At 68.0% G+C, this 23,417-nt stretch carries 26 protein-coding genes; 12 read left to right on the forward strand and 14 right to left on the reverse strand.

The genetic code is table 11. The annotated features are described in order from the left end of the window. The first annotated feature begins 26 nt into the window (after positions 1–26). Both ACSMFO_RS34815 and ACSMFO_RS34820 read left to right on the forward strand, forming a co-directional pair. Complete coding sequence (locus tag ACSMFO_RS34815; RefSeq protein WP_037332110.1) at positions 27–674, forward strand: metallophosphoesterase family protein; 648 nt, start codon at positions 27–29, stop codon at positions 672–674. Further along, positions 671–1,510: a ParB N-terminal domain-containing protein gene (locus ACSMFO_RS34820; protein WP_037332111.1), complete on the forward strand. Its 840-nt coding sequence runs from the start codon at positions 671–673 to the stop codon at positions 1,508–1,510. Before ACSMFO_RS34815 ends, ACSMFO_RS34820 begins: the two co-directional genes overlap by 4 nt. Before the next feature lie 78 nt (positions 1,511–1,588). Here ACSMFO_RS34820 and ACSMFO_RS34825 read toward each other — a convergent pair whose 3' ends face one another. Next, entirely contained in the window at positions 1,589–3,112 is a 1,524-nt protein-coding gene (locus ACSMFO_RS34825; protein ID WP_436461920.1) for an MFS transporter, read from the reverse strand. A 122-nt stretch (positions 3,113–3,234) separates the two neighbouring features. Here ACSMFO_RS34825 and ACSMFO_RS34830 point away from each other — a divergent pair, with 122 nt between their 5' ends. Next, the gene (locus tag ACSMFO_RS34830; protein ID WP_436461921.1) at positions 3,235–3,915 is read left to right on the forward strand and encodes a TetR/AcrR family transcriptional regulator; all 681 of its coding nucleotides are present in this window, start codon (positions 3,235–3,237) and stop codon (positions 3,913–3,915) included. 67 nt (positions 3,916–3,982) lie between these two features. Here the strand turns inward: ACSMFO_RS34830 and ACSMFO_RS34835 are convergent, their stop codons facing one another. Next, positions 3,983–4,906, reverse strand: coding sequence for a hypothetical protein (locus ACSMFO_RS34835; protein ID WP_436461922.1), 924 nt, complete (start codon positions 4,904–4,906; stop codon positions 3,983–3,985). 160 nt (positions 4,907–5,066) lie between these two features. Between ACSMFO_RS34835 and ACSMFO_RS34840 the strand changes: the two genes are divergently transcribed. Beyond that, positions 5,067–5,306: a PspC domain-containing protein gene (locus tag ACSMFO_RS34840; protein ID WP_073847526.1), complete on the forward strand. Its 240-nt coding sequence runs from the start codon at positions 5,067–5,069 to the stop codon at positions 5,304–5,306. A 7-nt stretch (positions 5,307–5,313) separates the two neighbouring features. Here ACSMFO_RS34840 and ACSMFO_RS34845 read toward each other — a convergent pair whose 3' ends face one another. The 7 genes from ACSMFO_RS34845 to ACSMFO_RS34875 form a co-directional block, all read right to left on the reverse strand. Further along, positions 5,314–6,066, reverse strand: a complete 753-nt coding sequence (locus tag ACSMFO_RS34845) for an NPP1 family protein (protein ID WP_436461923.1) — start codon at positions 6,064–6,066, stop codon at positions 5,314–5,316. Positions 6,067–6,373: 307 nt separating this feature from the next. Continuing rightward, complete coding sequence (locus tag ACSMFO_RS34850; RefSeq protein WP_360095795.1) at positions 6,374–7,552, reverse strand: ABC transporter ATP-binding protein; 1,179 nt, start codon at positions 7,550–7,552, stop codon at positions 6,374–6,376. A gap of 3 nt (positions 7,553–7,555) precedes the next feature. Next, on the reverse strand, positions 7,556–8,398 hold the full coding sequence (locus ACSMFO_RS34855; RefSeq protein WP_038519055.1) for a carbohydrate ABC transporter permease: 843 nt from the start codon (positions 8,396–8,398) through the stop codon (positions 7,556–7,558). After that, entirely contained in the window at positions 8,398–9,348 is a 951-nt protein-coding gene (locus ACSMFO_RS34860) for a carbohydrate ABC transporter permease (protein ID WP_436461924.1), read from the reverse strand. Before ACSMFO_RS34860 ends, ACSMFO_RS34855 begins: the two co-directional genes overlap by 1 nt. Then, positions 9,345–10,667 carry an ABC transporter substrate-binding protein gene (locus ACSMFO_RS34865; protein ID WP_038519060.1) on the reverse strand — a complete coding sequence of 441 codons (1,323 nt, stop codon included), beginning with the start codon at positions 10,665–10,667 and terminating at the stop codon, positions 9,345–9,347. The genes ACSMFO_RS34860 and ACSMFO_RS34865 overlap by 4 nt, the downstream gene beginning before the upstream one ends. Before the next feature lie 225 nt (positions 10,668–10,892). Further along, complete coding sequence (locus tag ACSMFO_RS34870; RefSeq protein ID WP_073847524.1) at positions 10,893–11,408, reverse strand: general stress protein; 516 nt, start codon at positions 11,406–11,408, stop codon at positions 10,893–10,895. Positions 11,409–11,468: 60 nt separating this feature from the next. Beyond that, complete coding sequence (locus ACSMFO_RS34875) at positions 11,469–12,665, reverse strand: acyl-CoA dehydrogenase family protein (RefSeq protein WP_360130562.1); 1,197 nt, start codon at positions 12,663–12,665, stop codon at positions 11,469–11,471. A 158-nt stretch (positions 12,666–12,823) separates the two neighbouring features. On the opposite strand from ACSMFO_RS34875, the gene ACSMFO_RS34880 reads away from it, so the two are divergent. From ACSMFO_RS34880 to ACSMFO_RS34890, 3 genes are read left to right on the forward strand one after another with little or no spacing between them, the layout of a single operon-like run. Then, entirely contained in the window at positions 12,824–13,141 is a 318-nt protein-coding gene (locus ACSMFO_RS34880; RefSeq protein ID WP_436461925.1) for a DUF4190 domain-containing protein, read from the forward strand. Between the two features lie 31 nt (positions 13,142–13,172). Then, positions 13,173–13,562 (forward strand): DUF4190 domain-containing protein, encoded by a 390-nt coding sequence (locus ACSMFO_RS34885; protein WP_038519068.1) that lies wholly within the window; start codon positions 13,173–13,175, stop codon positions 13,560–13,562. Between the two features lie 52 nt (positions 13,563–13,614). Next, the gene (locus ACSMFO_RS34890) at positions 13,615–14,259 is read left to right on the forward strand and encodes a DUF4190 domain-containing protein (protein ID WP_436461926.1); all 645 of its coding nucleotides are present in this window, start codon (positions 13,615–13,617) and stop codon (positions 14,257–14,259) included. A gap of 109 nt (positions 14,260–14,368) precedes the next feature. Here ACSMFO_RS34890 and ACSMFO_RS34895 read toward each other — a convergent pair whose 3' ends face one another. After that, complete coding sequence (locus ACSMFO_RS34895) at positions 14,369–15,208, reverse strand: slipin family protein (protein WP_436461927.1); 840 nt, start codon at positions 15,206–15,208, stop codon at positions 14,369–14,371. Positions 15,209–15,296: 88 nt separating this feature from the next. Here ACSMFO_RS34895 and ACSMFO_RS34900 point away from each other — a divergent pair, with 88 nt between their 5' ends. Genes ACSMFO_RS34900 through ACSMFO_RS34915 form a run of 4 tightly spaced genes read left to right on the forward strand, consistent with a single transcriptional unit; the run spans position 15,297 to position 19,208 of the window. Beyond that, complete coding sequence (locus ACSMFO_RS34900) at positions 15,297–16,208, forward strand: aminoglycoside phosphotransferase family protein (RefSeq protein ID WP_436461928.1); 912 nt, start codon at positions 15,297–15,299, stop codon at positions 16,206–16,208. A 44-nt stretch (positions 16,209–16,252) separates the two neighbouring features. After that, entirely contained in the window at positions 16,253–17,551 is a 1,299-nt protein-coding gene (locus tag ACSMFO_RS34905) for a magnesium transporter MgtE N-terminal domain-containing protein (RefSeq protein ID WP_038519074.1), read from the forward strand. Next, positions 17,544–18,053 carry a DUF1003 domain-containing protein gene (locus tag ACSMFO_RS34910; protein ID WP_037332140.1) on the forward strand — a complete coding sequence of 170 codons (510 nt, stop codon included), beginning with the start codon at positions 17,544–17,546 and terminating at the stop codon, positions 18,051–18,053. Before ACSMFO_RS34905 ends, ACSMFO_RS34910 begins: the two co-directional genes overlap by 8 nt. Before the next feature lie 9 nt (positions 18,054–18,062). Continuing rightward, positions 18,063–19,208, forward strand: coding sequence for an Mrp/NBP35 family ATP-binding protein (locus ACSMFO_RS34915; RefSeq protein WP_037332142.1), 1,146 nt, complete (start codon positions 18,063–18,065; stop codon positions 19,206–19,208). An 85-nt stretch (positions 19,209–19,293) separates the two neighbouring features. Here ACSMFO_RS34915 and tatB read toward each other — a convergent pair whose 3' ends face one another. Beyond that, on the reverse strand, positions 19,294–19,704 hold the full coding sequence (tatB, locus tag ACSMFO_RS34920; protein ID WP_436461929.1) for a Sec-independent protein translocase protein TatB: 411 nt from the start codon (positions 19,702–19,704) through the stop codon (positions 19,294–19,296). A 55-nt stretch (positions 19,705–19,759) separates the two neighbouring features. Then, positions 19,760–21,301: a trypsin-like peptidase domain-containing protein gene (locus ACSMFO_RS34925; protein ID WP_436461930.1), complete on the reverse strand. Its 1,542-nt coding sequence runs from the start codon at positions 21,299–21,301 to the stop codon at positions 19,760–19,762. Positions 21,302–21,461: 160 nt separating this feature from the next. On the opposite strand from ACSMFO_RS34925, the gene ACSMFO_RS34930 reads away from it, so the two are divergent. Continuing rightward, positions 21,462–22,097: an LppU/SCO3897 family protein gene (locus ACSMFO_RS34930; protein ID WP_038519081.1), complete on the forward strand. Its 636-nt coding sequence runs from the start codon at positions 21,462–21,464 to the stop codon at positions 22,095–22,097. Between the two features lie 9 nt (positions 22,098–22,106). Here the strand turns inward: ACSMFO_RS34930 and ACSMFO_RS34935 are convergent, their stop codons facing one another. Continuing rightward, entirely contained in the window at positions 22,107–22,784 is a 678-nt protein-coding gene (locus ACSMFO_RS34935; RefSeq protein ID WP_436461931.1) for an anti-sigma factor family protein, read from the reverse strand. After that, positions 22,781–23,401 carry an RNA polymerase sigma factor SigE gene (gene sigE / locus ACSMFO_RS34940; protein ID WP_037332153.1) on the reverse strand — a complete coding sequence of 207 codons (621 nt, stop codon included), beginning with the start codon at positions 23,399–23,401 and terminating at the stop codon, positions 22,781–22,783. Before sigE ends, ACSMFO_RS34935 begins: the two co-directional genes overlap by 4 nt. Between the last annotated feature and the right edge of the window lie 16 nt (positions 23,402–23,417).

The following is a 23,417-nucleotide window of genomic DNA, read 5'->3' on the forward strand; positions in this document are numbered from 1 at the left end:
GCGCCGCCGGGCTTACCCTGGAGCGCATGAAAGCGCTGGTGGTCGCGGACGAGGTCGAAGAGCGGCTGTGGACGTCCGCCGTCCGCAACCACCCGGCCGACCTCGTGATCGGCGCCGGCGACCTGCCGTACGACTACCTCGAGTTCCTGGCGGGCGCGCTCGACGTGCCGTGCGTGTTCGTCCCCGGTAACCACGACCCCGACCTGTCCGGCTACACCCGCTACGGCGGACTGTCCATGAAGGACGGTTTCCCCGCGGTGTGGCCCGGGCCAGCGGGCGGGGTGAACGCGGATGGCCGGATCGTCGACGTCGGCGGGCTGCGGTTCGCCGGGCTCGGCGGCTCGGTCCGCTACAACGACGGCCCGAACCAGTGGACGCAACGCCAGCAGGCTCGGCGTGCCCGGAGGCTGGTGCGCCGAGCCCGGTTCCGTCGCTGGCGGGACGGCCGGGACGTCGACGTCCTGCTCACGCACGCGCCTCCGCGGCACTGCGGCGACCGCGAGGATCCGCCGCATCGCGGGTTCGACTGTCTCCATCGCACGATCGAGTTGTTGCGGCCGAAATGGTTGCTGCACGGGCATATCCACCCGCACGGTGAACCCGTGCCGGACCGGGTGGTCGGCGGGACCACGGTACGCAACGTGGTCGGGCACCGGATCATGGAGTTCGTATGAAGGACACCGGTTTTCCCCGCGCGGACGCGGAACACGACTTCCTCCGCGCGCGACGACGTCAGGTGTTGTCACGGCTGGCGAACTGGCTGCGCCGCGAGCCGGACGACGTGAACATCATGCTGCCGTTCCACGAGGTGGTCGACGCGCTCGGCTATCTCGGCGAGCGGAAGATCGGGGCACGGGTGATCCGGCTCGACTCGATCGTCGGCAGCGTCGATCGCGGCCGCGACTTCGACCGCCGTTTCCGCCCGACGTCGGGGCGGGTGCGCGAACGCTGGGAGCGCCTGGCGCTCGCGACCCGGCGCGGCGAGTCGATCCCGCCGATCGAGGTGTACCGCGTCGGCGAACTGCATTTCATCATCGACGGGCATCATCGCGTCTCGGTGGCGCACGCGATGCGACTGTCCACAATAGAGGCGATGGTCACCGAGGTGCGGACCAAACTGGACCCGAGCGGGATCCGGTACCGCGGCGACCTGATCGTCAAGGACTACCGGCGGCTGTTCCTGGAGCGCGTCCCGCTTTCGGGGCACGCGCGGGCTTCGGTGGTGTTCACCGATCCGTGGGACTACGCGCGGCTCGGCGAGCACGTGGAGGCGTGGGGTTTCCGGCTGATGCAGGACGAAGGGGCGTACTCGGACCGGGCGACGCTGGCGCAGCGGTGGTTCGACGAGGAGTTCGTGCCGGTGGTGGCGATGCTGCGGCAGGCGGACCTGATCGGTGCGCGGACGGACGCCGAGGCGTATCTGTGGGTGGCGTGCGAACGGTACCGGCTGATCCGGACGCACCGGTGGGACGACGAGGTCTTCGAGGCGGTGCGGTCACAGTCCCGCTGACGCCCCCACCCCGTGCTAGGAAAGGACCGTTCCTTGCAAATTTTGCAAGGAACGGTCCTTTCCTAGCATTCGAGGGGCCTACATGTGCACGGCGACCGGCGCACCCTCCGAAGCGCCTTCAGGAGCCTTCGCCGGAGCACCCGACCGCAGCAGCAGCCCGCAGATCACCGCACCGATGACGAAGATCCACCCGCCCCACACGAAAGCGGTCGTGTAGCTGTGCACCGCCGCTTCGGCAGCCAGTTGCGCCGAAGGCACCTTCCCTGCCGTGAACGACGTCGCCGCGTTACCGGCCAGCGTGCTCAGCAGCGCGGTCCCGATCGAGCCGCCGACCTGCTGCGCGGTGTTGACCGCCGCCGACGCGACACCGGCGTCGTGCGTGTCGACGCCGAAGGTCGCGACGCTCATCGCGGGCGCCATCGCGAGGCCGATACCGACGCCCATGACCATCAGCGGGAACAGCACCCCGCCGGTGTACGTGCTCGTGACGTCGATGGCCGAGAGCCAGAACAGTCCGGCCCCCGCGATCAGCATTCCCAATGACACCAACGGTTTCGCGCCGAACTTCGGCAGTAACACGGCCGTCGCCGACGTCGCGCTGGCCATCAGGGTGGCCACCATCGGCAGGAACGCGACACCGCTCTGCACCGGCGTGAACCCGAGGTTCAGCTGGATGTAGAAGGTGAGGAACAGGAAGATCGAGAACATCCCGATGGCGAGCAGGAACATCGCGAGGTACGACCCGCCGCGGTCGCGGTCGAGCAGCACGCGCAGCGGCAGGAGCGGATGTTCGGCACGCTGCTGGCTCACCACGAAAGCGGCGAGCAGCACGACACCGGCGGCGAGGAAACCCCACACCGAGATCGAGGACCACGAGTCGCGCTCGGCGTTCGCGAAACCGTAGACGAGTGCGAAGAGGCCGGCCGACGCGGTGATCGTGCCGGGGATGTCGAGCTTCGGGCGCGGGCCCTCGGTCTCGGAGTTCTTCAGCAGCACGAACGAACCGGCGAACGCGATCACCGCGAAGATGATGTTGACGTACATCGACCAGCGCCAGTCGAGGTACTCGGTCAGCACGCCGCCGAGCAGCAGGCCGATCGCCGCGCCGCCACCACCGATGGCGCCGAAGACACCGAACGCCTTGCCGCGCTCCTTCGGATCGGTGAACGTCGTGGTCAGCAGCGAAAGGGCCGCCGGGGCGAGAAGCGCGCCGAAGACACCCTGTGCCGCGCGGGCGACGAGCAGCATTTCGATACTGCTCGCGGCGCCGCCGATCGCGGAGACGATGGCGAAGCCGGCGAGCCCGACGAGGAACGCGCGTTTGCGGCCGAAGAGGTCCGCGAGCCGCCCGCCCAGCAGGAGCAGGCTGCCGAACGCGAGCGCGTAGGCGGTGACGACCCATTGACGGGCGTCGTTCGAGAATCCGAGGTCCTGCTGCGCCGACGGGAGCGCGATGTTCACGACGGTGGCGTCGAGCACCACCATCAGCTGGGCGAGCCCGATCATCACCAGGATCAGCCATCTCCTGGCGTGGTGCGGGTTGGAGTGCTGCGCGGCCGCGTCCCCCGGCGGCGTGGCGACAGCGGTGGATGAGTCAGACATACGGGCGGTTTCCTCACCGATAGTGACGAAGAAGCTATGTGGAGTAGGTATCTCCCCTTTCCGCGCCCAAGGTACACAAGAAGTGGAGAAGTGTCCTCTACTTCGTTTGTTAAGCTGGACGAATGGCTCGGGACCTCGCTCCCGCCGCACCGGCGCGGCCGCTGCGGCGCGACGCTGAACTCAATCGGCAACGCATCATCGCGGCAGCACGCGATGTCTTCGGCGAGCGCGGGCTCGAAGCGACACTCGACGACGTCGCGCATCACGCGGGCGTCGGCGTCGGCACCGTCTATCGCCGCTTTCCCAGCAAGGAACACCTGGTCGAGGCGATGTTCGTCGACCAGTTCGAGACGATCCGCGAGTTCGCCGAAGAAGCGCTTCGCGCCGAAGACCCATGGGACGGCTTCGCGGACTTCACCTGGCGCGCGGCCGAACTGCACGCCGGTGACCGCGGGTTACGGGAAGTCATGCTGTCGAACGTCTTCGGCCAGGAGCGCGTCGCCGAGGCGAAATCGCGCATGGTGCCGTTGATCACACAGCTCGTCGAACGGGCTCAGACGGCCGGAGTGCTCCGCGCCGATTTCGTGCCGACGGACATGCCGCTCCTGCACCAGATGATCGGCTCCGTCATCGAGTTCACGCACGGTATCCAGCCGGACCTGTGGCGACGGTGCCTCGCGATGCTGCTGGACGGCCTGCGCGCCGAACCCGGCCGCGCGACCCCGCTGCCGCATCCGCCGCTGGACTTCGAGGCGTTGGACGAAGTGATGTGTTCCTTCCGGCTGCCGAAGCTGCGCTCCTGACCCCGCATTTCGTCCTCTGGATGCGATCCTTGCGCGTGCAAGGACCGCATCCAGAGGACGAAATGCGTCAGGGGAGCTTCGGGAACACGGCGGCGGCGACCTCCCGTGCCGCCCCGCACGTGACGTCCTCCGCCGCCCCGTCGACACCGACCACGGAAAGCGCCGCCTGCTCGACCCGGTCCGGGGTGCCCGGGATCGGCCGGTGCGTGGTCACCTGGCAGAACGCGCCGGAAGTGGCGACCTGGGCCTGCCGCCCGCCCAGCGCCTCCGTCGCGCCCGGCGTGGTGTCCGCGCCGACGGACAGCGAGAAGCTGACCTTGCCGCGGATGCAGCTGTGCCCGGACAGCGCCGGGGCCGGTTTGGTCTCCGCTCCGGCGGCGGCGTCGAGTTCGTGCTGGTCGAGCAGCGCGCACGGGGCGACGCGGCCCCACGAGCGCTGGTCCAGGTTCAGCCGCCCGACCGTGCGCGCTGCGATCACCCCGGCCGCGCTGCCGACCGTCGCGTCCGCGGTCCGGCACCGGTCGGCCTGGTCGGCAGGCGCCTTGTCGTCGGAGGTGACGGCGACGGACAGCCGGATCCCGTCGGCGAAGGTGAGCAGCCGCGTGCAGACGGTGTCCTCGTTGAACGTCGACTGCTGGACGCTGAGGCCCTCCGGCAGCGGCCCGGCGTATTCGTAGGGCTGATTGTTCGGATCCTGCCCGGAAGTGATCGGGCCGGTGGTCACGGTGTAGCGATTGGCGCCCTCGACGAATTCGAGGCGGCAGAACTCGAAAGAGGACAGCGGCGGTTTGACCGCGTTTCCGCCGCCGATCACTTTCCGCTGGTCGACAAGGCTGCAGTAATCGAGCGACGAGTATTCGCCGAGCGCCTCGGAAGCGGTCAAGGCCTCGTCGCCCGCCGTGGTCGGCGAAGGCACCGCCGGTTCGGGCGTGGCACAGGCCGCGGTGAGGAACAGGCCGCAGAGTACTGCGCTCAGTCTCTTCGGGGGCACCGGAGCAGTATCGTCAAAAGATCCGGGAACACCACCCCCTACGGGCGAAGAACACAGGGCTCGCCGCGTTTTCCCAGGTGGGTGCTTTACCTCGATTTCACGCCCTTAGGGGTGCGTTTCGTTCCGCGGTGGGATGCGGGCCGACCGCCACTCGACGAAAATGGGTTTCACACACAGTGATGACAGAGAGGGAAGACCCGTGACGAACCCCGTAGCCGCCCGCTTGACCCGACCGCGCCAGGGCCGCATGATCGGCGGCGTCTGCGCCGGGATCGCCAAACGTTTCGGCACCACGCCGGGCAAGGTCCGCCTGCTCGCCGTGCTGTCCTGCCTGCTGCCCGGGCCGCAGTTCATCGTCTATCTCGTGCTGTGGCTCGCCCTGCCCGAGAGCGAGTACTGAGCCGGCCTCAGGCGTTGGGATCGAAGGGGATGCCTGCCGGTTTGGCCTTGCCGAGGTTGTATGCGAACGAGCCGTCCTTGATCGCGAGGCTCGCGCTGCCGAAGTCGGCGCGGACGAGCGTGTCGCGGATACCGGGCGGGAATCCGTCCCAGCTGACGAGATCCGGGTACTGCCAGGCGTTGTAGTGGTTCTCCGGCGGCTCGGTCGCGCTCGCGATGCGGAAGCAGTGGGTGCTCGCGCCGTCCTTGTGATAGACGATCTTCGGGTGCGTCCCCTCCCAGGAGACCTTCGAGCGGTCGTAAGTCGAGTAGTTGCCGTGCGCGGACGTCGAGACGTACCGGGCTTGGCCCTCGTTGACCCAGACGACGACGTGTTCGATGTCGTGCCGGTGCCCGCAGCAGTCGACGAGCGGGACGGCCTGGTCCTTTTCGAAGTACAGGTCGTACAGGTGGGCGCACCAGCCGTTGTTGCACTTCGATCGCGCGTAGGAGTTGGTGTTGTCGAGGTCGGACCGGTCCCGGCACTGCCCGTTGAGGGCTCCGGAGTTCTTGAGTCCGGTCGCCACCGCGCCGGTGGGCGAGATCGCGGGGGTCGGGTAGCAGCCGTCGGTGTCGTAATCGAACGCGGGCTGCCAGGTGCGGTCGGCCTCGGTCGCGTTCGACGGCAGTGCCTGCGGGGGTTCGGCCCAGGCGACGGCCGGGGCGAGCGTGGTGAGCAGGACCGCGCCGATCAGGCCCTGCAGGAGACGGCGTGAAAGCATCTTCGGCAAGGCAGGCGCCCTTCTCTCGGTACCGGGGAGGATTCCCGATCACCTCGTGTGACGTAAACCGCTGAAGGTGGGGAGTCGCGTGAATGCCGCACACGCGTGATCGGACGGCGAACTCGCGTGATTGAAGGCGGAACTCGCGTGATTGGGCGGCGAACCGGACCACACCGAGCCTTCCGCCTCGAGACACGCGAGTTACGGCTTCAATCACGCGAGTTACGCCTAGGCGCACGTGACTCGCGTGAAGGCCCCCTTCCCGCGGCTGAGCCGAGGGAAGGGGTCTTCACGCGCTACAGGAGACCTAGTCGGTGTAGGTCAGGTTCTTGCCGCTGGCCCCGTCGAACAACTTGATCTTGTCCGCGTCGAACCACAGCTCCACGTTCTGGTTCTCCGCCGCGGAAGACGCCGCCGAGAGACGGGCGACGATCTGCGACTCGGCGCCCGGAACGTCCGAGGATCCGCTGTCGGCGGCGAGATCCGCGAGGTCGGACGACGACGCGGCCTCACCTTCGACCGAGAAGTGCGCGAACTTCTCCGAACCCATCGACTCGAGGACGTCGACATGGGCGGTGAACGTCGCACCCTGCCGGGCGTTGGCGTCCACCAGCGCGGCGTCCTCGAAATGCTCCGGCCGGATACCGACGATGACCTCACGCGGCGCGTCGGCGGCTTCGGCCAGTTGCCGCACCCGGTCGGTGAGCGGGATGTCGCCCAGCGCGCTGCGGGCGGTCCCGTTCTCCAGCGTGGCGGGTACGAAGTTCATCGACGGGCTGCCGATGAATCCGGCCACGAACAGGTTCGCCGGGTTGTCGTAGAGGAACTGCGGCGACCCGATCTGCTGCACGTAGCCCGCCCGGAGCACGACGACCCGGTCGCCGAGGGTCATCGCCTCGGTCTGGTCGTGCGTGACGTAGAGCGTCGTCGTGCCCAGCTGTTTCTGGATCTTCGACACCGAGGTCCGCATCTGGCCGCGGAGCTTGGCGTCCAAGTTGGACAGTGGCTCGTCCATCAGGAACGCCTTGGGGTTGCGGACGATCGCGCGCCCCATCGCGACGCGCTGCCGCTGCCCGCCGGAGAGGTTCGCCGGCTTGCGGTCGAGATGCCCGGTCAGATCGAGGATCTGCGCCGCCTCCTCGACCTTGGCCCGCACCGTCCGGTCGTCGACCTTGGCCAGCCGCAACGGGAACGCCATGTTCTCCCGCACGCTCATATGCGGGTACAGCGCGTAGGACTGGAACACCATCGCGATGTCCCGGTCCTTGGGCGCCTTCTCGTTGACGCGCTGTCCGTCGATGCGCAGTTCGCCGGAGGAGATGTCCTCCAGGCCGGCGACCATGTTCAGCGTCGTGGACTTGCCGCAGCCGGACGGGCCGACCAGGATGATGAACTCACCGTCGGCGATCGTTATGTCCACTTCGGACACCGCGAGGGCGCCGTCGGGGTACTTCTTGGACACTTTTTCGAGAACGATTTCAGCCATGGGTCAGCCCTTCACCGCACCGGACGTCAGCCCCGCCACGATGCGACGCTGGAAGAACAACACGAACAGGATGATCGGGACGGTGATCACCACGGCGGCCGCGGAGATCGTCCCGGTCGGGTCTTCGAACTGCGAGGACCCGGTGAAGAACGACAACGCCGCCGGGACCGTGCGCGAGGCCTCGGTCGAGGTCAGCGAGATCGCGAACAGGAAGTCGTTCCAGCAGAAGATGAACACCAGGATCGCGGTGGTGAACACGCCCGGTGCCGCCAGCGGCGCGATCACCTTCCGGAACGCCTGCGCCGGGGTCGCGCCGTCCATCTTCGCCGCCTTTTCCAGCTCCCACGGGATTTCCCGGAAGAACGCGGAAAGCGTGTAGATCGACAGCGGCAGCGCGAACGTGATGTAGGGCAGGATCAGCCCCGGCCAGGTGTCGAACAACCCCAGCTCACGTTCGATGTTGAACAGCGGCGTCACCAGCGAGACCTGCGGGAACATCGCGATCAGCAACGACATCCCGACCAGCACCTGCTTGCCGGGGAAGTCCAGCCGCGCGATCGCGTACGCCGCCATCGTGCCGAGGACGACCGCGATCACCGTCGCGATGATCGCGATGCCGATCGAGTTCACCAGTGCCCTGATGAACTCCGTGGTCTCGAAGATGTCGGCGTAGTTCTGCCACGTCCATTCCGACGGGATGAAGTTCCCGTCGTCCAAGGTCTCCTTGGTCTTGAACGAAAGCGAGACCACCCAGAGCACCGGGAACAGCGCGAACACGAGGACCAGGAGGTCGACGAGGCCCCATTTGAATTTGCGGCCGGGAGTGACCGCTCCACCGATGGCCATCAGCGCTTACCCCCATTGTCACTACCGGGTGCGGCCGTGCCGAACACCTTGATGAAGATGAACGCGATGATCGCCACCGTGATGAAGATCAGCACCGCCATCGTCGACCCGATCCCGAGGTTCAACCCCTTGACCAGGTTGTTGTAGGTCTGCATCGACACCGACGACGTGTCCTGCGCCCCGTTGGTGAGCACGAAGATGTTGTCGAAGATGCGGAACGCGTCCAGGGTGCGGAACAGCAGCGCCACCAGGATCGCCGGTTTCATCACCGGCAGCATCACCTTCGTGAACCGCTGCCACGCCGTCGCACCGTCCATCGACGCGGCCTTCAGCAGGTCGTCCGGCACCAGCGCCAGCCCCGCCATCAGCAGCAGCGCCATGAACGGCGTCGTCTTCCACACCTCGGCCAGCACGATGATCGCCAGCGAAGGCCAGTATTCGGTCAGCGGCGCGCTGTCCGGGAAGAACAGATTGGCCAGATAGCCCGTGTCCGGCGTCCAGGCGTAGTACCAGGAGAACGCGGCGACCACGGTCACGATGCCGTACGGGATCAGGGCGACCGTCCGCACGAGGCCCCGGCCGACGAGCGTCCGGTGCATGATCAGCGCCAGGCCCATGCCCAGCACGAACTCGATCACCACCGAGACGATGGTCAACCCCATCGTCGTCCCGAACGCCGTCCACCAATAGCCGTTGGACAGCACCGCGATGTAGTTGTCGAGGCCGACGAACTCCTGCTGCGCCGGGAACCTGAGGTCGTAGCGCTGCAGGGAGAGCCAGATCGAGTAGATGATCGGGTACCCGGTGACCGCGATCATCACGATCGCCGCCGGGGCGCACAACCACAGCCCGAGCCTGCGCTCGGCCTTCTTTCCTTCGCTGAGAACCGGTTTCGCCTTCTTGCCCGGTTTGCTCGCGGTCGCCGCACCGGCGGTCTCCTGCACGGTCACGGGATCACTCCCTTCGACTGGAGCGCGTCGGCGAGCTGTTCCTTCAGCTTCTCCGCCGTCTTCTGCGGATCGATTTCAGAAGGCGGGGAAAGCACCTTCGACAACACCGTCGAAGCGTTCTGGTACGCCGGGGTCAGCGGACGGACCGCCGCGTCCTTGAGTGCGTCCAGGATCGTCTCCCGCATCGGGTACTTCGTTTCCATACTCGGGTTGTCGTCGCTCTGCGGCGCCGTCGCGTCGAGCGGCAGCGTGTCCGTGTAGAGCGATTCGATCGTCGGCGGGACGCCGTCCTTGAGCGCGGAGAACTTCTGGTTCTTCGCGCTGCGCAGGCACAGCGCGACCTCAGTGGCCTCGGCCTTGTGCTTCGAGGTCGAACTGACCGCCAGGTTGTAGCCACCGATCGTGGTCTTGGCGGGCTTCCCCGCTTCGAGCTGCGGATAGGTGGTCCACTTGAAGTGCTTCAGCTCGTCCTTCTTCTCCTTGGCGTAGGAGGCGTAGACGAACGGCCAGTTCAATTCGAAGGCCGCGTTGCCGCGCTGGAAGGACTGGCGGACCTCGTCCTCCTTCGAGTTGGTCAGCGACGGGTCGGTGATCCCGGCCGTGGTGACCTTCTTGAGCATCTCCAGCGCCTTGATCGCACCGGCGTCCATCACGACCGACTTACCGTCGTCGGAAAGGATCTTGCCGCCCGCGGACTCGACGAGCGTGTTGTAGATGACGACGAGGCCCTCGTACTGCGCGCCGGTGAACACGACGTTCGCCGGTTTGCCCTGCGCCTTGAGCGCCTTCGCCTGGTCGATCATCTCGTCCCAGGTCTTCGGCGGCGTCGGCGTCAGCCGGTCGTCGTACCAGAGCAACTGGACGTTGGTGTTCTTGGTCGCCGCGTAGAGTTTTCCGTTCCACGTGGCGGTTTCGAGCGGTCCCGGCAGGACACCCTCGGTCGCCTCGGCCTTGGCCTCGCCCGTCCATTCGTCGATCCAGCCCGCCTCGGCGAACTCCGAGACCCACGTGACGTCCAGCCCCAGTACGTCGAGCGAATCGTCCCCGGCGGCCAGGCGGCGCACCATCTGTTCCCGCTGGCCGTCGGCCGGTCGCGGGAGCTTGTTGTAGACGACCTCGTACCGCCCGCCCGAGGCCTTCGTGCAATCGTCCACAACGGACTGGAAATTGTCTTCGGGCGCGTAGTAGACGTTGATCTTCAGTCCGGCATCCGAACCGCAGCCCGCCAGCAGGCCGACCGTCAGCGCTGTCGCGCCGAGTAGCGAGCCGGTGCGGCCTGGTGAGCGGCCCCTCCGGCTCGCGCTCATCCTCTTCCCCATGAGGCCTCCTCACCCGCGCACGCCTGGGGAACGGCGGCACTAGGACGCGTTGAAGAAGCCCGCGCGCCAGCACCCCGACGTGCTAGTGCTCGGGCGGACACGCTGGAGTACATGACCGCCCGACTGGTGTTGTGCAACCTATTCCGGGCGATCACCGCCCGCAAGCAGTATCGGTAACGATTCAGCGGACTGCACGACGAACAGGTGAACGAGTACCGCCGAATGTCATCCGGCGGGGCGGCCGCCCAACGCCAGCTGGGCCAGGAGCTCACGGCCCTGTTCGGCCGAACGCGGCTGGCAGAGCACGTCGTAACGGCCGGCGACCAGTTGGCTCGCGGAGGAGAAGTCGCGGCGGGACATGCTGTAACTGATCGCGGCGAAGACCGTCCACGCCAGGATGCCGAGCACGAGCCCGCCGATCATGGGCTGCCAGGCGAAACCCTGGTTGTTGAACATGCCCAGCAGCAGTCCGATGATCAGTCCGAACCACGCGCCGGACACCGCGCCGGTGCCCAGCACCCGTCCCCAGCTCAGCCTGCCGACGACGCGCTCGACGAGCATCAGGTCGACACCGACGATGGTCACGTCGGTGACCCCGAACTCCTTCTCCGCGAGGAAGCCGACGGCTTGCTGGGCTTCGCCGTACGTCGCGTAGGAACCGATCGGCCAGCCGGAAGGCGGTGTCGGCAGCCTGGGCAGCCCACCCGCGGCCCGGCCGCTTCCGCCAAAGGGAGCACTCACGTAATCACCTCTCGCCCGTCCTGGTCCATCTTCTCAAGGACGGGCGAAAGGCGCGAACGTTCAGGAGCGGGACTTGTACTCGCGGAGCAGACCGCGGCTGATGATGGTCTTCTGGATCTCGCTGGTGCCCTCGCCGATGAGCAGGAACGGCGCCTCGCGCATGAGGCGCTCGATCTCGTACTCCTTGGAGTAGCCGTAGCCGCCGTGGATGCGGAACGAGTCCTGGGTGACCTCGGCGCAGTACTCGCTCGCGATCAGCTTCGCCATGCCGGCCTCGACGTCGTTGCGCGCGCCGGAGTCCTTGAGGCGGGCGGCGTTGACCATCATCAGGTGGGCGGCCTCGACCTTGGTGGCCATCTCGGCGAGTTTGAACGCGATCGCCTGGTGCTCGGCGATCGCCTTGCCGAAGGTCTTGCGCTGCTGGGCGTACTCCACCGCGAGTTCGAACGCGCGGATCGCGATACCGCAGGCGCGGGCGGCGACGTTGACGCGGCCGACCTCGACACCGTCCATCATGTACGCGAAGCCCTTGCCCGGCGCTTCGCCGAGGACCTTGTCGGCACCGACCTTGTAGCCGTCGAACACGGCTTCGGTGGTGTCGACGCCCTTGTAACCCATCTTGTCGATCTTGCCGGGGATGGTGAGGCCGGGCGCGACCTCGCCGAAGCCCTCGGGCTTCTCGATCAGGAACGTGGTGAGGTTCTGGTGGGCCTTCTCCGCTCCTTCGTCGGTCTTGACGAGCAGCGCGATCAGGTTGGAGCTGCCGCCGTTGGTCAGCCACATCTTCGAACCGTCGATGACGTAACCGTCGTCGGTCTTGCGGGCGCGGGTCTTGATCGCGGCGACGTCGGAGCCGAGGTCCGGCTCGGACATCGAGAACGAGCCGCGGACCTCGCCGGTCGCCATCCGCGGCAGGAAGTGCTGCTTCTGCTCCGGCGTCCCGTGACGGGAGATCATGTGCGCCACGATGAAATGCGTGTTGATGACGCCGGAGACGCTCATCCAGCCGCGCGCGATCTCCTCGACCACGAGCGCGTAGGTCAGCAGCGATTCGCCGAGGCCGCCGTACTCCTCCGGGATGGTGAGCCCGAACAGGCCCATCTCCTTCATCCCCTCGACGATTTCGGCGGGATAGGTGTCGGAGTGCTCGAGCTCCTGCGCGCGCGGGATGACCTCCTTGTCCACGAACTGGCGGACCGTGGCCAGGATTTCGGACTGCACGTCGGTCAAGCCGGCGGTCTGGGCGAGGCGAGCCATCGCTGCTCCTAAATTCGCGCGCACCGGGCTCCCGGCGCTGGGTTACCGGTGAGTATGCCGTCTGACGTGGTACCTCGCTATGAGCGCAGTCACGCGTACGCCATCCGTGAGCATGCCACTACAGTGACAAGCCGATCACAGTCCGAGGGGGACGAAACGTGGCTCAGCAGCCTTTCGGCGGGTTCCCGCCGCAACAGCAGTACGCCTTCCCGAACCAGCCTCCGGCGCGGAGCAAGGATTCCGGCCTCGCGACGGTCGCCTTGATCTTTTCACTCTTCGGGCTGATCGGGCTGGTGTCCGTGATCCCGGGGATCGTCCTGGGGCACGTCGCGTTCGCGAAAGCCCGGCGCGGTGAGGCCGGCGGCAAGGGCATGGCGCTCGCCGCGTTCATCGTCGGCTACCTGATGATCGTCCTGTGCGCCATCGCGATCCCGGTCCTGCTCAACGTCGCCGCGAAACACGGCGCTTTCCGGTAGCGATACGGTCCTCGTCTACGAGGGGACCAGCATGACGAATCCGCACGACCCGTATGGGCAGCAGCCGTACGGGCATCAGCCGTCCGGGCAGTTCGAGCAGCCCTACGGACTCCAGCCGTACCAGCCGCCGCCGCAGCAGTACTACGTCCAGCAGGCCTATGTGCGGCCGCCGGACCAGGGCATGGCGGTGGCGTCGCTGGTGTGCTCGCTGATCGGGCTGCTCATGTGCTTCCCGGCGATCCTGGGGATCATCTTCGGGCATATCGCGCTCTCGAAGGCCAAACGCGGTGAAGCCGGCGGCCAGGGCATGGCGCAGGCGGGCATGATCATCGGGTACGTCGTCACCGGGCTGTGGCTGATCCCGGTCATCCTGTGGTTCATCTTCGTGGTGCTCGCGATCGGTGCCGCGGGCGTCTCGTGACCCGTCCCCGGACGATACGGTGGTGTCCCGCACGAACCAGGGGGCCAACCGGATGAGCAGTTCCGACTCGCAGGACACACCGTCGACGTCGTCCTACACCGACTCGAACACCTTCTCGGATCCGACTTCCGCGTCCTCGGCGTCCGAGACCGCGTCGAGCCCGCAGCCGTTCCAGCCGCCGGAGCCGTTCACCCCGCCCCCGCCGTTCGTGCCGCCCGCCCCGTTCGAAGTGCCTTCGGCTTCCACGCCCGACCCGGCTCCTGTTCCCGAGCAGACTCCCGTCCCGGTCGAGACGTACGGGCAGACCATCGACCCGCTGACCGCCGAGCCCGTCCCGCCGCCCTTCACGGCTCCGGACACTTCGGTTCCTCCGGTGTACACGCCCGTGCCGTTGCCTGCCGCTTATCCGCCGCCGCAGCCGTACAACCCGTACGCGATGGCGGCACCCCCGCGTTCGCAGGACAACGGGATGGCGATCGCCGGGCTGGTGTGCTCGCTCGTCGGGATCTGCTCGTGCGTGACCGTGATCGTCGGGCTGATCCTGGGGCACATCGGGCTGGCGAAGGCGAACCGCGGCGAAGCGGGCGGACGCGGCATCGCGCTCGCGGCGGTGGTCATCGCGTACGTCGTCATCGCGCTGTACGTCGGGTTCATCGGGACGATGATCATCCTCGGGGTGAACGGCGAGCTCGAGTGAGCGGCGGGCCTCGTCCGGGCGGGGCCGGGCCCGGTCACGGCCGATGTTGCGAAAGCCACTTTCGCAACCTTCAACGTTGCGAAAGTGGCTTTCGCAACCCGGATACCGCTCACGGAACTTGACCCACGTCGCCCGGTTCCCTCGGCGCCGGCGCAACCTGACCGTTGGCCGGCGCGTCCTCCGGAAGCGCCTCCTTCTTGGGCGTGTTCGCGTCCAGGAAGCGCAGCAGCTCCACCGGGAACGGCAGGACCAGCGTCGAGTTCTTCTCCGCCGACACCTGCACGACCGTCTCCAGCAAGCGCAGCTGCAGCGCCGCCGGGGTGTCGGCCATGGTCGCCGCCGCCTGCGAGAGCTTGTACGACGCCTGCAGCTCCCCGTCGGCCGAGATGACCCGCGCCCGCCGTTCGCGTTCGGCTTCGGCCTGGCGTGACATCGAGCGTTTCATCGACTCCGGCAGCGCGACGTCCTTGATCTCGACCCGGTCGATGTGGATGCCCCAGTCCAGCGCCGGGCTGTCGATCATCAGCTCGAGGCCCTCGTTCAGCCGTTCGCGGTTGGACAGCAGGTCGTCCAGGTCGCTCTTGCCGATGATCGACCGCAGCGAGGTCTGCGCGACCTGGCCGACGGCCGAGCGGTAGTCCTGCACGTTGACCGCGGCCAGCACCGGGTCGATCACCTTGAAGTACACGACCGCGTCCACCCGCACGGTGACGTTGTCGCGGGTGATGCCGTCCTGTGCGGGGATCGGCATCGTGACGATCTGCATGTTGACCTTCTGCAGTCTGTCCGCGATCGGCACCAGCAGCGCGAGCCCCGGCTCCCGGATGGCCGGGCGCACCCGCCCGAACCGGAACACGAGACCGCGTTCGTACTGTTTCACCACGCGAAGGCTGGCCGCGAGCCAAGCTCCGCCCGCGACGGCGACCGCACTGAGAATCTCCACCACCATGGCTGCTCCCGGGGTTGTTCTCGCTGTTCACGGTACGCCCGGCGAGTCACGAGGGAAACACGGTGGACAGGCCTGCCAAGGTGGGTCCGTGACCGGTTTCAAGATCCCGCCGAAGTTCCTCGACCGCGCCGCCGAACTCGGCCCCGGAGCCGCCGAGTGGCTCGATTCCCTCCCGTTCCTCGCCGAGAAGTACACCGCCAAGTGGCAACTCGAATACGACGGCGAGGCCATGCACGGTTTCGTCGGCGTCGCGCAGCCCGTGCGCCGGGCGGACGGCTCCCCCGCGATCCTCAAACTCGGCTGGCCGCACGAGGAGTCCGGCGACGAACCGCTCGCACTGTCCACTTGGGCCGGTCAGGGCGCGGTCCTGATGTACGACAACGTGCCCGAGGACGGTGTGCTGCTCCTGGAGCGGCTCGACGCCACCCGGTCGTTGGAAACGGAGCCGATCCAGGAGGCCGTCGAGACCGTCGGCGCGCTGGCGCGGCGGCTGGCCGTCCCCGCTCCCGAAACACTGCAGCGATCTCTTCGAGAAGAGGCCGCGGAGCTGGTCACCGAACTCCCGGAGACCTGGAGCGAACTGGGCGAACCGTTCGAGCGCAAGTACCTCGACGCCGCGGTGGAAATCTGCGTGAACCTCGGCCCGGAAGCCGGTGAGCTGATGGTGAACGAGGATCTGCACTTCGAGAACGTCCTCGCCGGGACGCGCGAACCGTGGCTGGTGATCGACCCGAAGCCGCTTTCGGGTGATCTGGAGTTCGGCGCGATCTCGATCCTCTGGAACCGCGCGGAAGAGTCCACAATGGACGACAAGCTCAAGTGGTTCTGCGCGGCGGCCGGGGTGGACGCGGAGCGGGCGCGGGCGTGGACGCTCGTGCGCGCGGTGCAGAACTGGACCTGGCTGTACGAAGACCTCGCCGAGGGCGCCTCGCCCGAGACCATCGCCGAAGACCCGGCCTACGCCGCCGTCCCCGGAATCGCGGCCTGGGCATTGCGGTGATCACACGAATCGTCGCGGGCCCCGGGAGCGGATAACCTTCGGGCATGGCAGCCGTGAACAGGGTATTCGCAGCTCAGCTGGCCGGTTTGCCGGTTTTCGGGCCCGATGGCGAATCGATCGGCAAGGTGCGGGACCTGGTGGCGGGCCTGCGCCTCGATCAGCAGCCGCCGCGGATCCTGGGCATCGTGGTCGAGCTGACGACGAGGCGCCGCGTGTTCGTGCCGATGTTGCGGGTGACCTCGATCGAGCCCAGCGCGGTCACGCTCGCCACCGGATCGGTGAACATGCGGCGCTTCCACCAGCGGCCCAACGAGGTGCTGGTGGTCGGGCAGCTCTTCGACGCGTACGCCACGCTCGCGGGCTCGGACACCAGGATCACCGTCGTCGACGCCGCCATGGAACCGACGCGGACGCGGGACTGGGTGCTCGCGAAGCTCGCGATCCGCGAACGGTCGAGCAGGCTCGGGCTCGGCAGGCGACGTTCGGCGATGCAGGTTCTGCCGTGGTCGGAGGTGTCCGGGCTCGGGCTCACCGATCTGACCGGCCAGACCCAGGGCGCGGCGCAGCTGCTGATGCTGTTCGACACGATGCGCCCGGCCGACGTCGCCGCCACGGTCCGCGATCTGCCGCTCAAACGACGGCACGAGGTAGCCGACGCGATGGACGACGAGCACCTCGCCGACGTCATCGAGGAGCTTCCCGAGGACGACCAGAAGGAACTGCTGTCCTATCTCGCCGAGGAACGCGCCGCCGACATCCTCGAAGCGATGGACCCCGACGACGCCGCCGACCTGCTGGCCGAACTGGCGCCCGCCGAGCAGAACCGCTTCCTGGAGCTGATGGAACCCGAGGAGTCGGCGCCGGTGAAGCGGCTGCTGGAGTACTCCTCCGACACCGCGGGCGGTCTGATGACCCCCGAGCCGGTGGTGCTGACCCCGGACGCGACGATCGCCGAGGCGCTCGCGCACATCCGCAACGCGGACCTACCGGTGGCGCTGGCGAGCATGGTGTTCGTCTGCCGTCCGCCGACGGAGACGCCGACAGGGCGCTTCGTCGGCGTCGTCCACTTCCAGCGGCTGCTGCGCGAGCCGCCCGCGGAGATGGTGGCGGCCGCCATCGACTCCCAGCTGCCCGCGCTGCGACCGAAGGCCACCTTGTCCGAGGTCACGCGCTACTTCGCCGCCTACAACCTCACCTGCGGGCCGGTGGTGGACGCCGAGGACCACCTGCTCGGCGCGGTCACCGTCGACGACGTGCTCGACCACCTGCTCCCGGAGGACTGGCGCGAGACCGGGCTGCACGACATCACCGGCGAGATCACCGAGGAGGCCGAACGTGCCTGAACTGACGTCCGGGCGGCGGCTCGACCAGCCCCGCGGCCAGAGCCGGTTCAGGCTGAACATCGACCCCGACTCGTTCGGCCGGTTCACCGAACGGATCGCGCGGTTCCTCGGCACCGGCAAGTACCTGTTCTGGCAGACGCTGATCGTCATCGTCTGGATCGTGCTGAACCTGGTCGCGGTCTCGCTGCGGTGGGACCCGTACCCGTTCATCCTGCTGAACCTGGCGTTCTCGACGCAGGCCGCGTACGCCGCGCCGCTGATCCTGCTGGCGCAGAACCGGCAGGACGACCGCGACCGCGTCTCCCTCGACGAGGACCGGAACCGCGCCGCGCAGACGAAGGCCGACACCGAATACCTCGCGCGGGAGCTCGCGTCGCTGCGGATCGCGCTCGGCGAGGTCGCCACCCGGGACTTCCTGCGGGGCGAGCTCGACCGGCTCCGTGAGGATCTCGACGCCAAGCCGCGCAAGGCCAAACCCGACCGCACGCCTACCGGTACGTAACATGGACCTGTGACCAGTACGCAGCAACTCCCCAGCGTCGACGATGTCCGCACCGCGCTGAAGGCCGTGTACGACCCGGAGATCAAGAAACCGATCACCGAACTCGGCATGGTCAAGGACGTGGAGGTCGGCTCGGACGGTGTGGTCACCGTCGGGATCTACCTGACGGTCGCCGGCTGCCCGCTGAAGGCGACGCTGACCAACGACACCACCGAAGCCGTCAAGAAGCTCCCCGGCGTCAACGACGTCCGGGTCGAGCTCGACGTGATGAGCGACGAGCAACGCACGGAGCTGCGAAAATCCCTGCGCGGTGACGCCGCCGAACCGGTGATCCCGTTCGCGCAGCCCGGCTCGCTGACGCGCGTCTACTGCGTCGCGTCCGGCAAGGGCGGCGTCGGCAAGTCCTCGGTGACGGTGAACCTCGCGGCCGCGATGGCCGAACGCGGGCTGTCCGTCGGCGTGGTGGACGCGGACATCTACGGGCACTCGGTGCCGCGGATGCTCGGCGCGCGGGAGAAGCCGACCAAGGTCGACACCATGATCATGCCGCCGCAGGCGCACGGTGTGAAGGTGATCTCGATCGGCATGTTCACCCCGGGCAACACCCCCGTGGTGTGGCGCGGGCCGATGCTGCACCGCGCGCTGCAGCAGTTCCTCGCCGACGTGTTCTGGGGCGACCTCGACATCCTGCTGCTGGACCTGCCGCCGGGCACCGGCGACATCGCGATCTCGGTGGCGCAGCTCATCCCGAACGCGGAGATCCTGGTCGTCACCACGCCGCAGCAGGCGGCCGCCGAGGTGGCCGAGCGCGCGGGCGCGATCGCGCTGCAGACGCGGCAGCGGGTGGCCGGGGTCATCGAGAACATGTCGTGGCTGGAGACGCCCGACGGCCAGAAGATGGAGATCTTCGGCTCCGGTGGCGGGCAGTCCGTGGCCGACTCGCTGTCGAAGTCGGTCGGCTCGACGGTGCCGCTGCTCGGGCAGGTCCCGATGGATCCGCGTGTGGTCTCGAACGGCGACGCGGGCACTCCGATCGTGCTGGCCGAGCCGGACGCGCCGGCGTCGCTCGTGCTCAAGGAGGCGGCGAAGAAGCTGACCGTCCGGGCGCGCGGGCTGGCCGGGATGATGCTGAACGTCACTCCCGCGGGCCGCTGACCGTCCCCTACTCATGCATTTAGTCCTCTGGATGCGGTACTTGCGCACGCAAGGATCGCATCCAGAGGACTAAATGCGTTGGGGGTCAGGTGGCGTCCGGGTCGACCGGAGGGCGCTCTCCCGGCTTCAGCGGCTCAGGCTGCGAAGCGGGCGCCGGGTGGCCGTTGGGCTTCGAAGCGCCGTTGGCACCATTGGTGCCGTTGACGTTGTTGAGCCCCAGCGGATCCGAGTCACCGTCGAACAGGTGCTGGGTGACGACCCGCTTCGGGTCGAAGTTCCGCAGGCCTCGCAGATCCTCCAGCGGTTTGCGCAGCTGATCGAACTCCGGGCCCATCTCCTCGCGCAGTTGCGTCTTGGCCCCGGTCGCGAAGTCGCGGACCTTGCGGACGCTCTTCGCCACCCAGGACGCCGCTTCGGGCAGCCGCTCCGGACCGAGGATGAAAAGACCCGCGACGACGATGATGAGGATCTCTCCCCAGCCGACACTCTCGAACACCCGTGTGAACCTCCGCCTCGGCGTCTTCCCCGTTCAGGGTACCCGTCCGAACTCGCTAGTCCGAGGCCAGTTTCACGTCCACGACAAGTGAAGACCCATCCCGGACAAGCCGGACAGGGACCACTTCGCCGACTTCGCGGGCGCGGACCGCGACGAGCAGTTCCGCCGAGTCGCGCACGAGCCGGCCGCCGACTTCCGTGATGACGTCGCCTTCTTTGATCCCCGCCGAGGCCGCGGGACCCCCGGGGGCGACGTTGCGGACCTGTGCGCCCATGGTGCTGGAGCCCGCGACGGTCGACGAAGCGTTGATGCCGATGTCGGGGTGGACGACCTTGCCGTCCTTGATCAGTGTTTTCGCGATCTTCACCGCGTAGTCGCTGGGGATGGCGAATCCGATGCCGATGCTGCCGCCTTCGGCGCTGGACGAGCGGATCGCCGAGTTGATCCCGACCAGCGCGCCGGTCGCGTCGACGAGCGCGCCGCCCGAGTTGCCGTGGTTGATCGCGGCGTCGGTCTGGATGGCCTCGTAGATCACCGGCGCGCTGCCGCCGTCGCCGCCCGCGGTCACCGGGCGGTTGAGCGCGCTCACGATGCCGGCGGTGACCGAGTTCTGCAGCGCCAGCGGCGAACCGACGGCGATCACCGAGTCGCCGACGGCCAGGTCGGACGACTTCCCGACCTGCAGCGCGGTGAGGTTCTTGACGTCGACCTTGACCACGGCCAGGTCGGTTTTGGGGTCGGCGCCGACGACCTTCGCTTCGACGCGCTTGCCGTCGAAGAACACGGCGGTGACCTTGGTGGCCGCGTCGGCCGTCGCGGCGGAGATCACGTGTTCGTTGGTGAGCACGTAGCCCTGGTTGTCGATGACGACACCGGAGCCCTGCTGGCCCGCGTCGGCGCCGGGTTTGAAGACTTCGAGGGAGACCACGGCGGGCGCCACCCGGTGGGCGATGTCCGCGATCGAACCCGCCGGACGCTCCTTGGCCGCGTCGGCCTCGGAGATGCTGGCCTGGCCGGTCAGTTCGGTGCCGGTGTCGGCGAACCACCAGCCGATCAGCCCGCCGACCGCGCCGATGACCAGCGCGACCGCGGCGAGCATCGCCAGTGCCTTCGTCTGCACACGCCGCCCGAAGAGGACCTCCGGAAGGCTCAGCAGCGCACCCTGCGGGCGCTTCGCCTGCTTCTCTTCTTCCGTGTCCTGCTGCACGGCGGGCCCGGCGAGCACCGCGCCGGAACCGGGATCACGCCACGGGTCCGACGTCGTGGTCCAGAGCGGATCTTCCGCGCCGTTCGAGGACGGCCCGGAACCGTTGGTCCCGTGCGGCCGCTCCAGCACGACACCTTCGGCGCCCGGCGGGCGGCGGAAGGCTTCGGCGAGCGATTCCGGCGTCGGCGGCGCCAGATTCAGGCCCGGCGCGGGCTGTCCGTTCGGACTGGGCTGGTACAGCTTGTCGAAGGCGCCATCGACGCCATGAGGCCTCCCGAACGTGGCCGCCTGCGCCGGATCGACGGCGGGCCGGGCCAGCGGGCGCGGTGCCAGCCGATCCCCCGCCGGGTCACCAGGCTGCTGCGGTTTCGCGTTCGGCTGCTCGGTCATCATTCCCCGGGGCTGAGATCAGGTTGGCCGGACGCGAGAGTACGCCAAGCCTCACCGTGGATTCTGCCGTGACCACGGTGAAGTGCGCGTTGATTCCCCGCACCGGACAGAAATGTGACACTTGCCGCGAAGATGTCTCACTTGTGGCACTCTGACGGCCATGTCGCAGAACCCGGGCGCCCCTTATCCGCCCCAGAACGTCCCTCACCAGCAATGGCCGCAGCATCAGGGCTGGCCAGAGCAGCCACCCAAGAAGAAGGGCATGTCCACCAAGCTGAAGGTGCTGCTGCTCGTGGCGGCGCTCGTCGTGGTCGGCGGCGGGATCGGCCTGGTCGTCGTGATGAAATCGGTCGCGGGGCCGGAGAAGCAGGCCAGCAAGGTGGAGGCCGGCGACTGCGTCCAGCTGACCGGCGCCGGCAAAGAGGCCGACGCGGTGAAGGCCGCCTGCGACAACCCGCAGACGCCGTACGTCGTGAGCGTCAAGGGCACGGTCAAGGGCGACTGCCCGGAGGGCTTCTACAGCTACTCGGTGGCGACGCCGCTGCGCGGGGAAGGCGTCGGACTCTGCCTGGGGATCAACGCCCAGGTCGGCCTGTGTTTCGACGACATCAAGACCAAGACCCCGCCGCCGCTGGTGAACTGCTCGGGAGCGCGGCTGAAGATCAGCGAGGTGTTCGACAAGGCCAGCTACGTGAACAGTCCGTGCAAGGAGGGCACAGAAGAAGTGATCTCCTACTCGGCGTACGGCGCGACGCAGAAGTTCAAGAGCGCGACGATCTGCTTCGTCAAACCCTGACGAAGCAGATCAGCGGGCCGAGACGGGCATGGGCCGGCTGGACGTGCTCGGGCTCGGCGTGGTGCTGCGCGGCGGTTCCGGCTGGGTGCCGCCGCCCAGCTGCGCGGGCAGCAGCCCGGCGTTGACGCCCTGCGGCGGGGTGAAACCGGTGGCCGGCTGGTCTTCGGTGCCGTCACCCGAGGTCGCGACGAGGGCCAGGGCGCTCAGCACCAGGCCCGAAACGACGACTCCGGCGCCTTGCGCGTACTTCCGCCGGGCGAGACCGAACCGCCCGCCGCCGAGGACGTTCGGCGAATGGCCCAGCGGCGCCGATGATCCCAACGGCGCGGTACCGCCCAAGACGCCGGTGTCACGAAGGCCGGCGACCCGGTCGGGCCGCTGGATGGCCACGAGCTGGCCGTCCGCGGTCATCGCCAGGTTGTCCGGCGTGCCGGGAAGTTCGGTGTTCTGCGGGATGGAGCAAAGGCTGGCCAGGAAACCCGCCGACATCGACGGGGCTCCCGCCTGCTTCACGGCCGCGACGGCCTGGCGCTGGGCGGTCACCTCGGCGGCGCAGGACTGGCAACGGGCGATATGCGCCGAAGCCCTGTCCTGGGCGCCGAGGGTCAGCTCGCCGTCCACGAAGGCGACGATGGCGTCCGGAAGCAGATGCGACTCGGGGAGTCCCCAACCTCGCGGTGCGGTCATACCCCCACCTTCGCAGACTCCTGCGCCGCGGCGCGACGACGCTCCAAAGAAGCGCGAAGCGCCTGGCGGCCGCGGTGGATCCGGCTGCGCACGGTGCCGAGCTTGACACCGAGGGTGGCGCCGATCTCCTCGTACGAGAGGCCTTCGACGTCGCACAGCACGACCGCGGCACGGAACTCGGGCGGCAACTCGTCGAGCGCGGCCTGCAGGTCCGGGTCGAGATGCGTGTCCGAGTAGACCTGCTCGGGGCTCGGGTCGTCACCGACGATGCGGTCGGTGTCCTCGGGGAGGCCTTCCATCCGCACGCGCGAGCGGCGGCGGGCCATGTCGAGGAAGAGGTTCGTGGTGATGCGGTGCAGCCAGCCTTCGAACGTGCCGGGCTTGTAGGACGCGAGGGAGCGGAAGACCCGGATGAAGGTCTCCTGCGTCAGGTCCTCGGCGTCGTGGGCGTTACCGGTCAGGCGGTATGCCAGCCGGTACACGCGGTCGGCGTGCTCACGCACGACCTCGTCCCACGAGGGCGGCGTCCATGCGGCCTCGTCCACCGTCACCGGCGTGACCTGGTCCGCGTGCTGGTCCTGCATCGTGTCCTGCATCGGGGAAGTAGGCACCTCCATCAGCGTCTTCTCCCAA

Origin of the sequence: Amycolatopsis sp. w19 (assembly GCF_051373225.1) — a bacterium.
GTDB classification, from domain to species: Bacteria; Actinomycetota; Actinomycetes; order Mycobacteriales; family Pseudonocardiaceae; genus Amycolatopsis; species Amycolatopsis japonica.

Excerpts from the sequence above, each read along its gene's own strand:
- ACSMFO_RS34815 (WP_037332110.1), top strand. The coding sequence starts at position 27 with ATGAAAGCGCTGGTGGTCGCGGACGAGGTCGAAGAGCGGCTGTGGACG.
- ACSMFO_RS34820 (WP_037332111.1), top strand. The coding sequence starts at position 671 with ATGAAGGACACCGGTTTTCCCCGCGCGGACGCGGAACACGACTTCCTC.
- ACSMFO_RS34825 (WP_436461920.1), bottom strand. The coding sequence starts at position 3,112 with ATGTCTGACTCATCCACCGCTGTCGCCACGCCGCCGGGGGACGCGGCC.
- ACSMFO_RS34830 (WP_436461921.1), top strand. The coding sequence starts at position 3,235 with ATGGCTCGGGACCTCGCTCCCGCCGCACCGGCGCGGCCGCTGCGGCGC.
- ACSMFO_RS34840 (WP_073847526.1), top strand. The coding sequence starts at position 5,067 with ATGGGTTTCACACACAGTGATGACAGAGAGGGAAGACCCGTGACGAAC.
- ACSMFO_RS34845 (WP_436461923.1), bottom strand. The coding sequence starts at position 6,066 with ATGCTTTCACGCCGTCTCCTGCAGGGCCTGATCGGCGCGGTCCTGCTC.
- ACSMFO_RS34850 (WP_360095795.1), bottom strand. The coding sequence starts at position 7,552 with ATGGCTGAAATCGTTCTCGAAAAAGTGTCCAAGAAGTACCCCGACGGC.
- ACSMFO_RS34855 (WP_038519055.1), bottom strand. The coding sequence starts at position 8,398 with ATGGCCATCGGTGGAGCGGTCACTCCCGGCCGCAAATTCAAATGGGGC.
- ACSMFO_RS34865 (WP_038519060.1), bottom strand. The coding sequence starts at position 10,667 with ATGGGGAAGAGGATGAGCGCGAGCCGGAGGGGCCGCTCACCAGGCCGC.
- ACSMFO_RS34875 (WP_360130562.1), bottom strand. The coding sequence starts at position 12,665 with ATGGCTCGCCTCGCCCAGACCGCCGGCTTGACCGACGTGCAGTCCGAA.
- ACSMFO_RS34885 (WP_038519068.1), top strand. The coding sequence starts at position 13,173 with ATGACGAATCCGCACGACCCGTATGGGCAGCAGCCGTACGGGCATCAG.
- ACSMFO_RS34890 (WP_436461926.1), top strand. The coding sequence starts at position 13,615 with ATGAGCAGTTCCGACTCGCAGGACACACCGTCGACGTCGTCCTACACC.
- ACSMFO_RS34895 (WP_436461927.1), bottom strand. The coding sequence starts at position 15,208 with ATGGTGGTGGAGATTCTCAGTGCGGTCGCCGTCGCGGGCGGAGCTTGG.
- ACSMFO_RS34905 (WP_038519074.1), top strand. The coding sequence starts at position 16,253 with ATGGCAGCCGTGAACAGGGTATTCGCAGCTCAGCTGGCCGGTTTGCCG.
- ACSMFO_RS34925 (WP_436461930.1), bottom strand. The coding sequence starts at position 21,301 with ATGACCGAGCAGCCGAACGCGAAACCGCAGCAGCCTGGTGACCCGGCG.
- ACSMFO_RS34930 (WP_038519081.1), top strand. The coding sequence starts at position 21,462 with ATGTCGCAGAACCCGGGCGCCCCTTATCCGCCCCAGAACGTCCCTCAC.
- ACSMFO_RS34935 (WP_436461931.1), bottom strand. The coding sequence starts at position 22,784 with ATGACCGCACCGCGAGGTTGGGGACTCCCCGAGTCGCATCTGCTTCCG.
- sigE (WP_037332153.1), bottom strand. The coding sequence starts at position 23,401 with ATGGAGGTGCCTACTTCCCCGATGCAGGACACGATGCAGGACCAGCAC.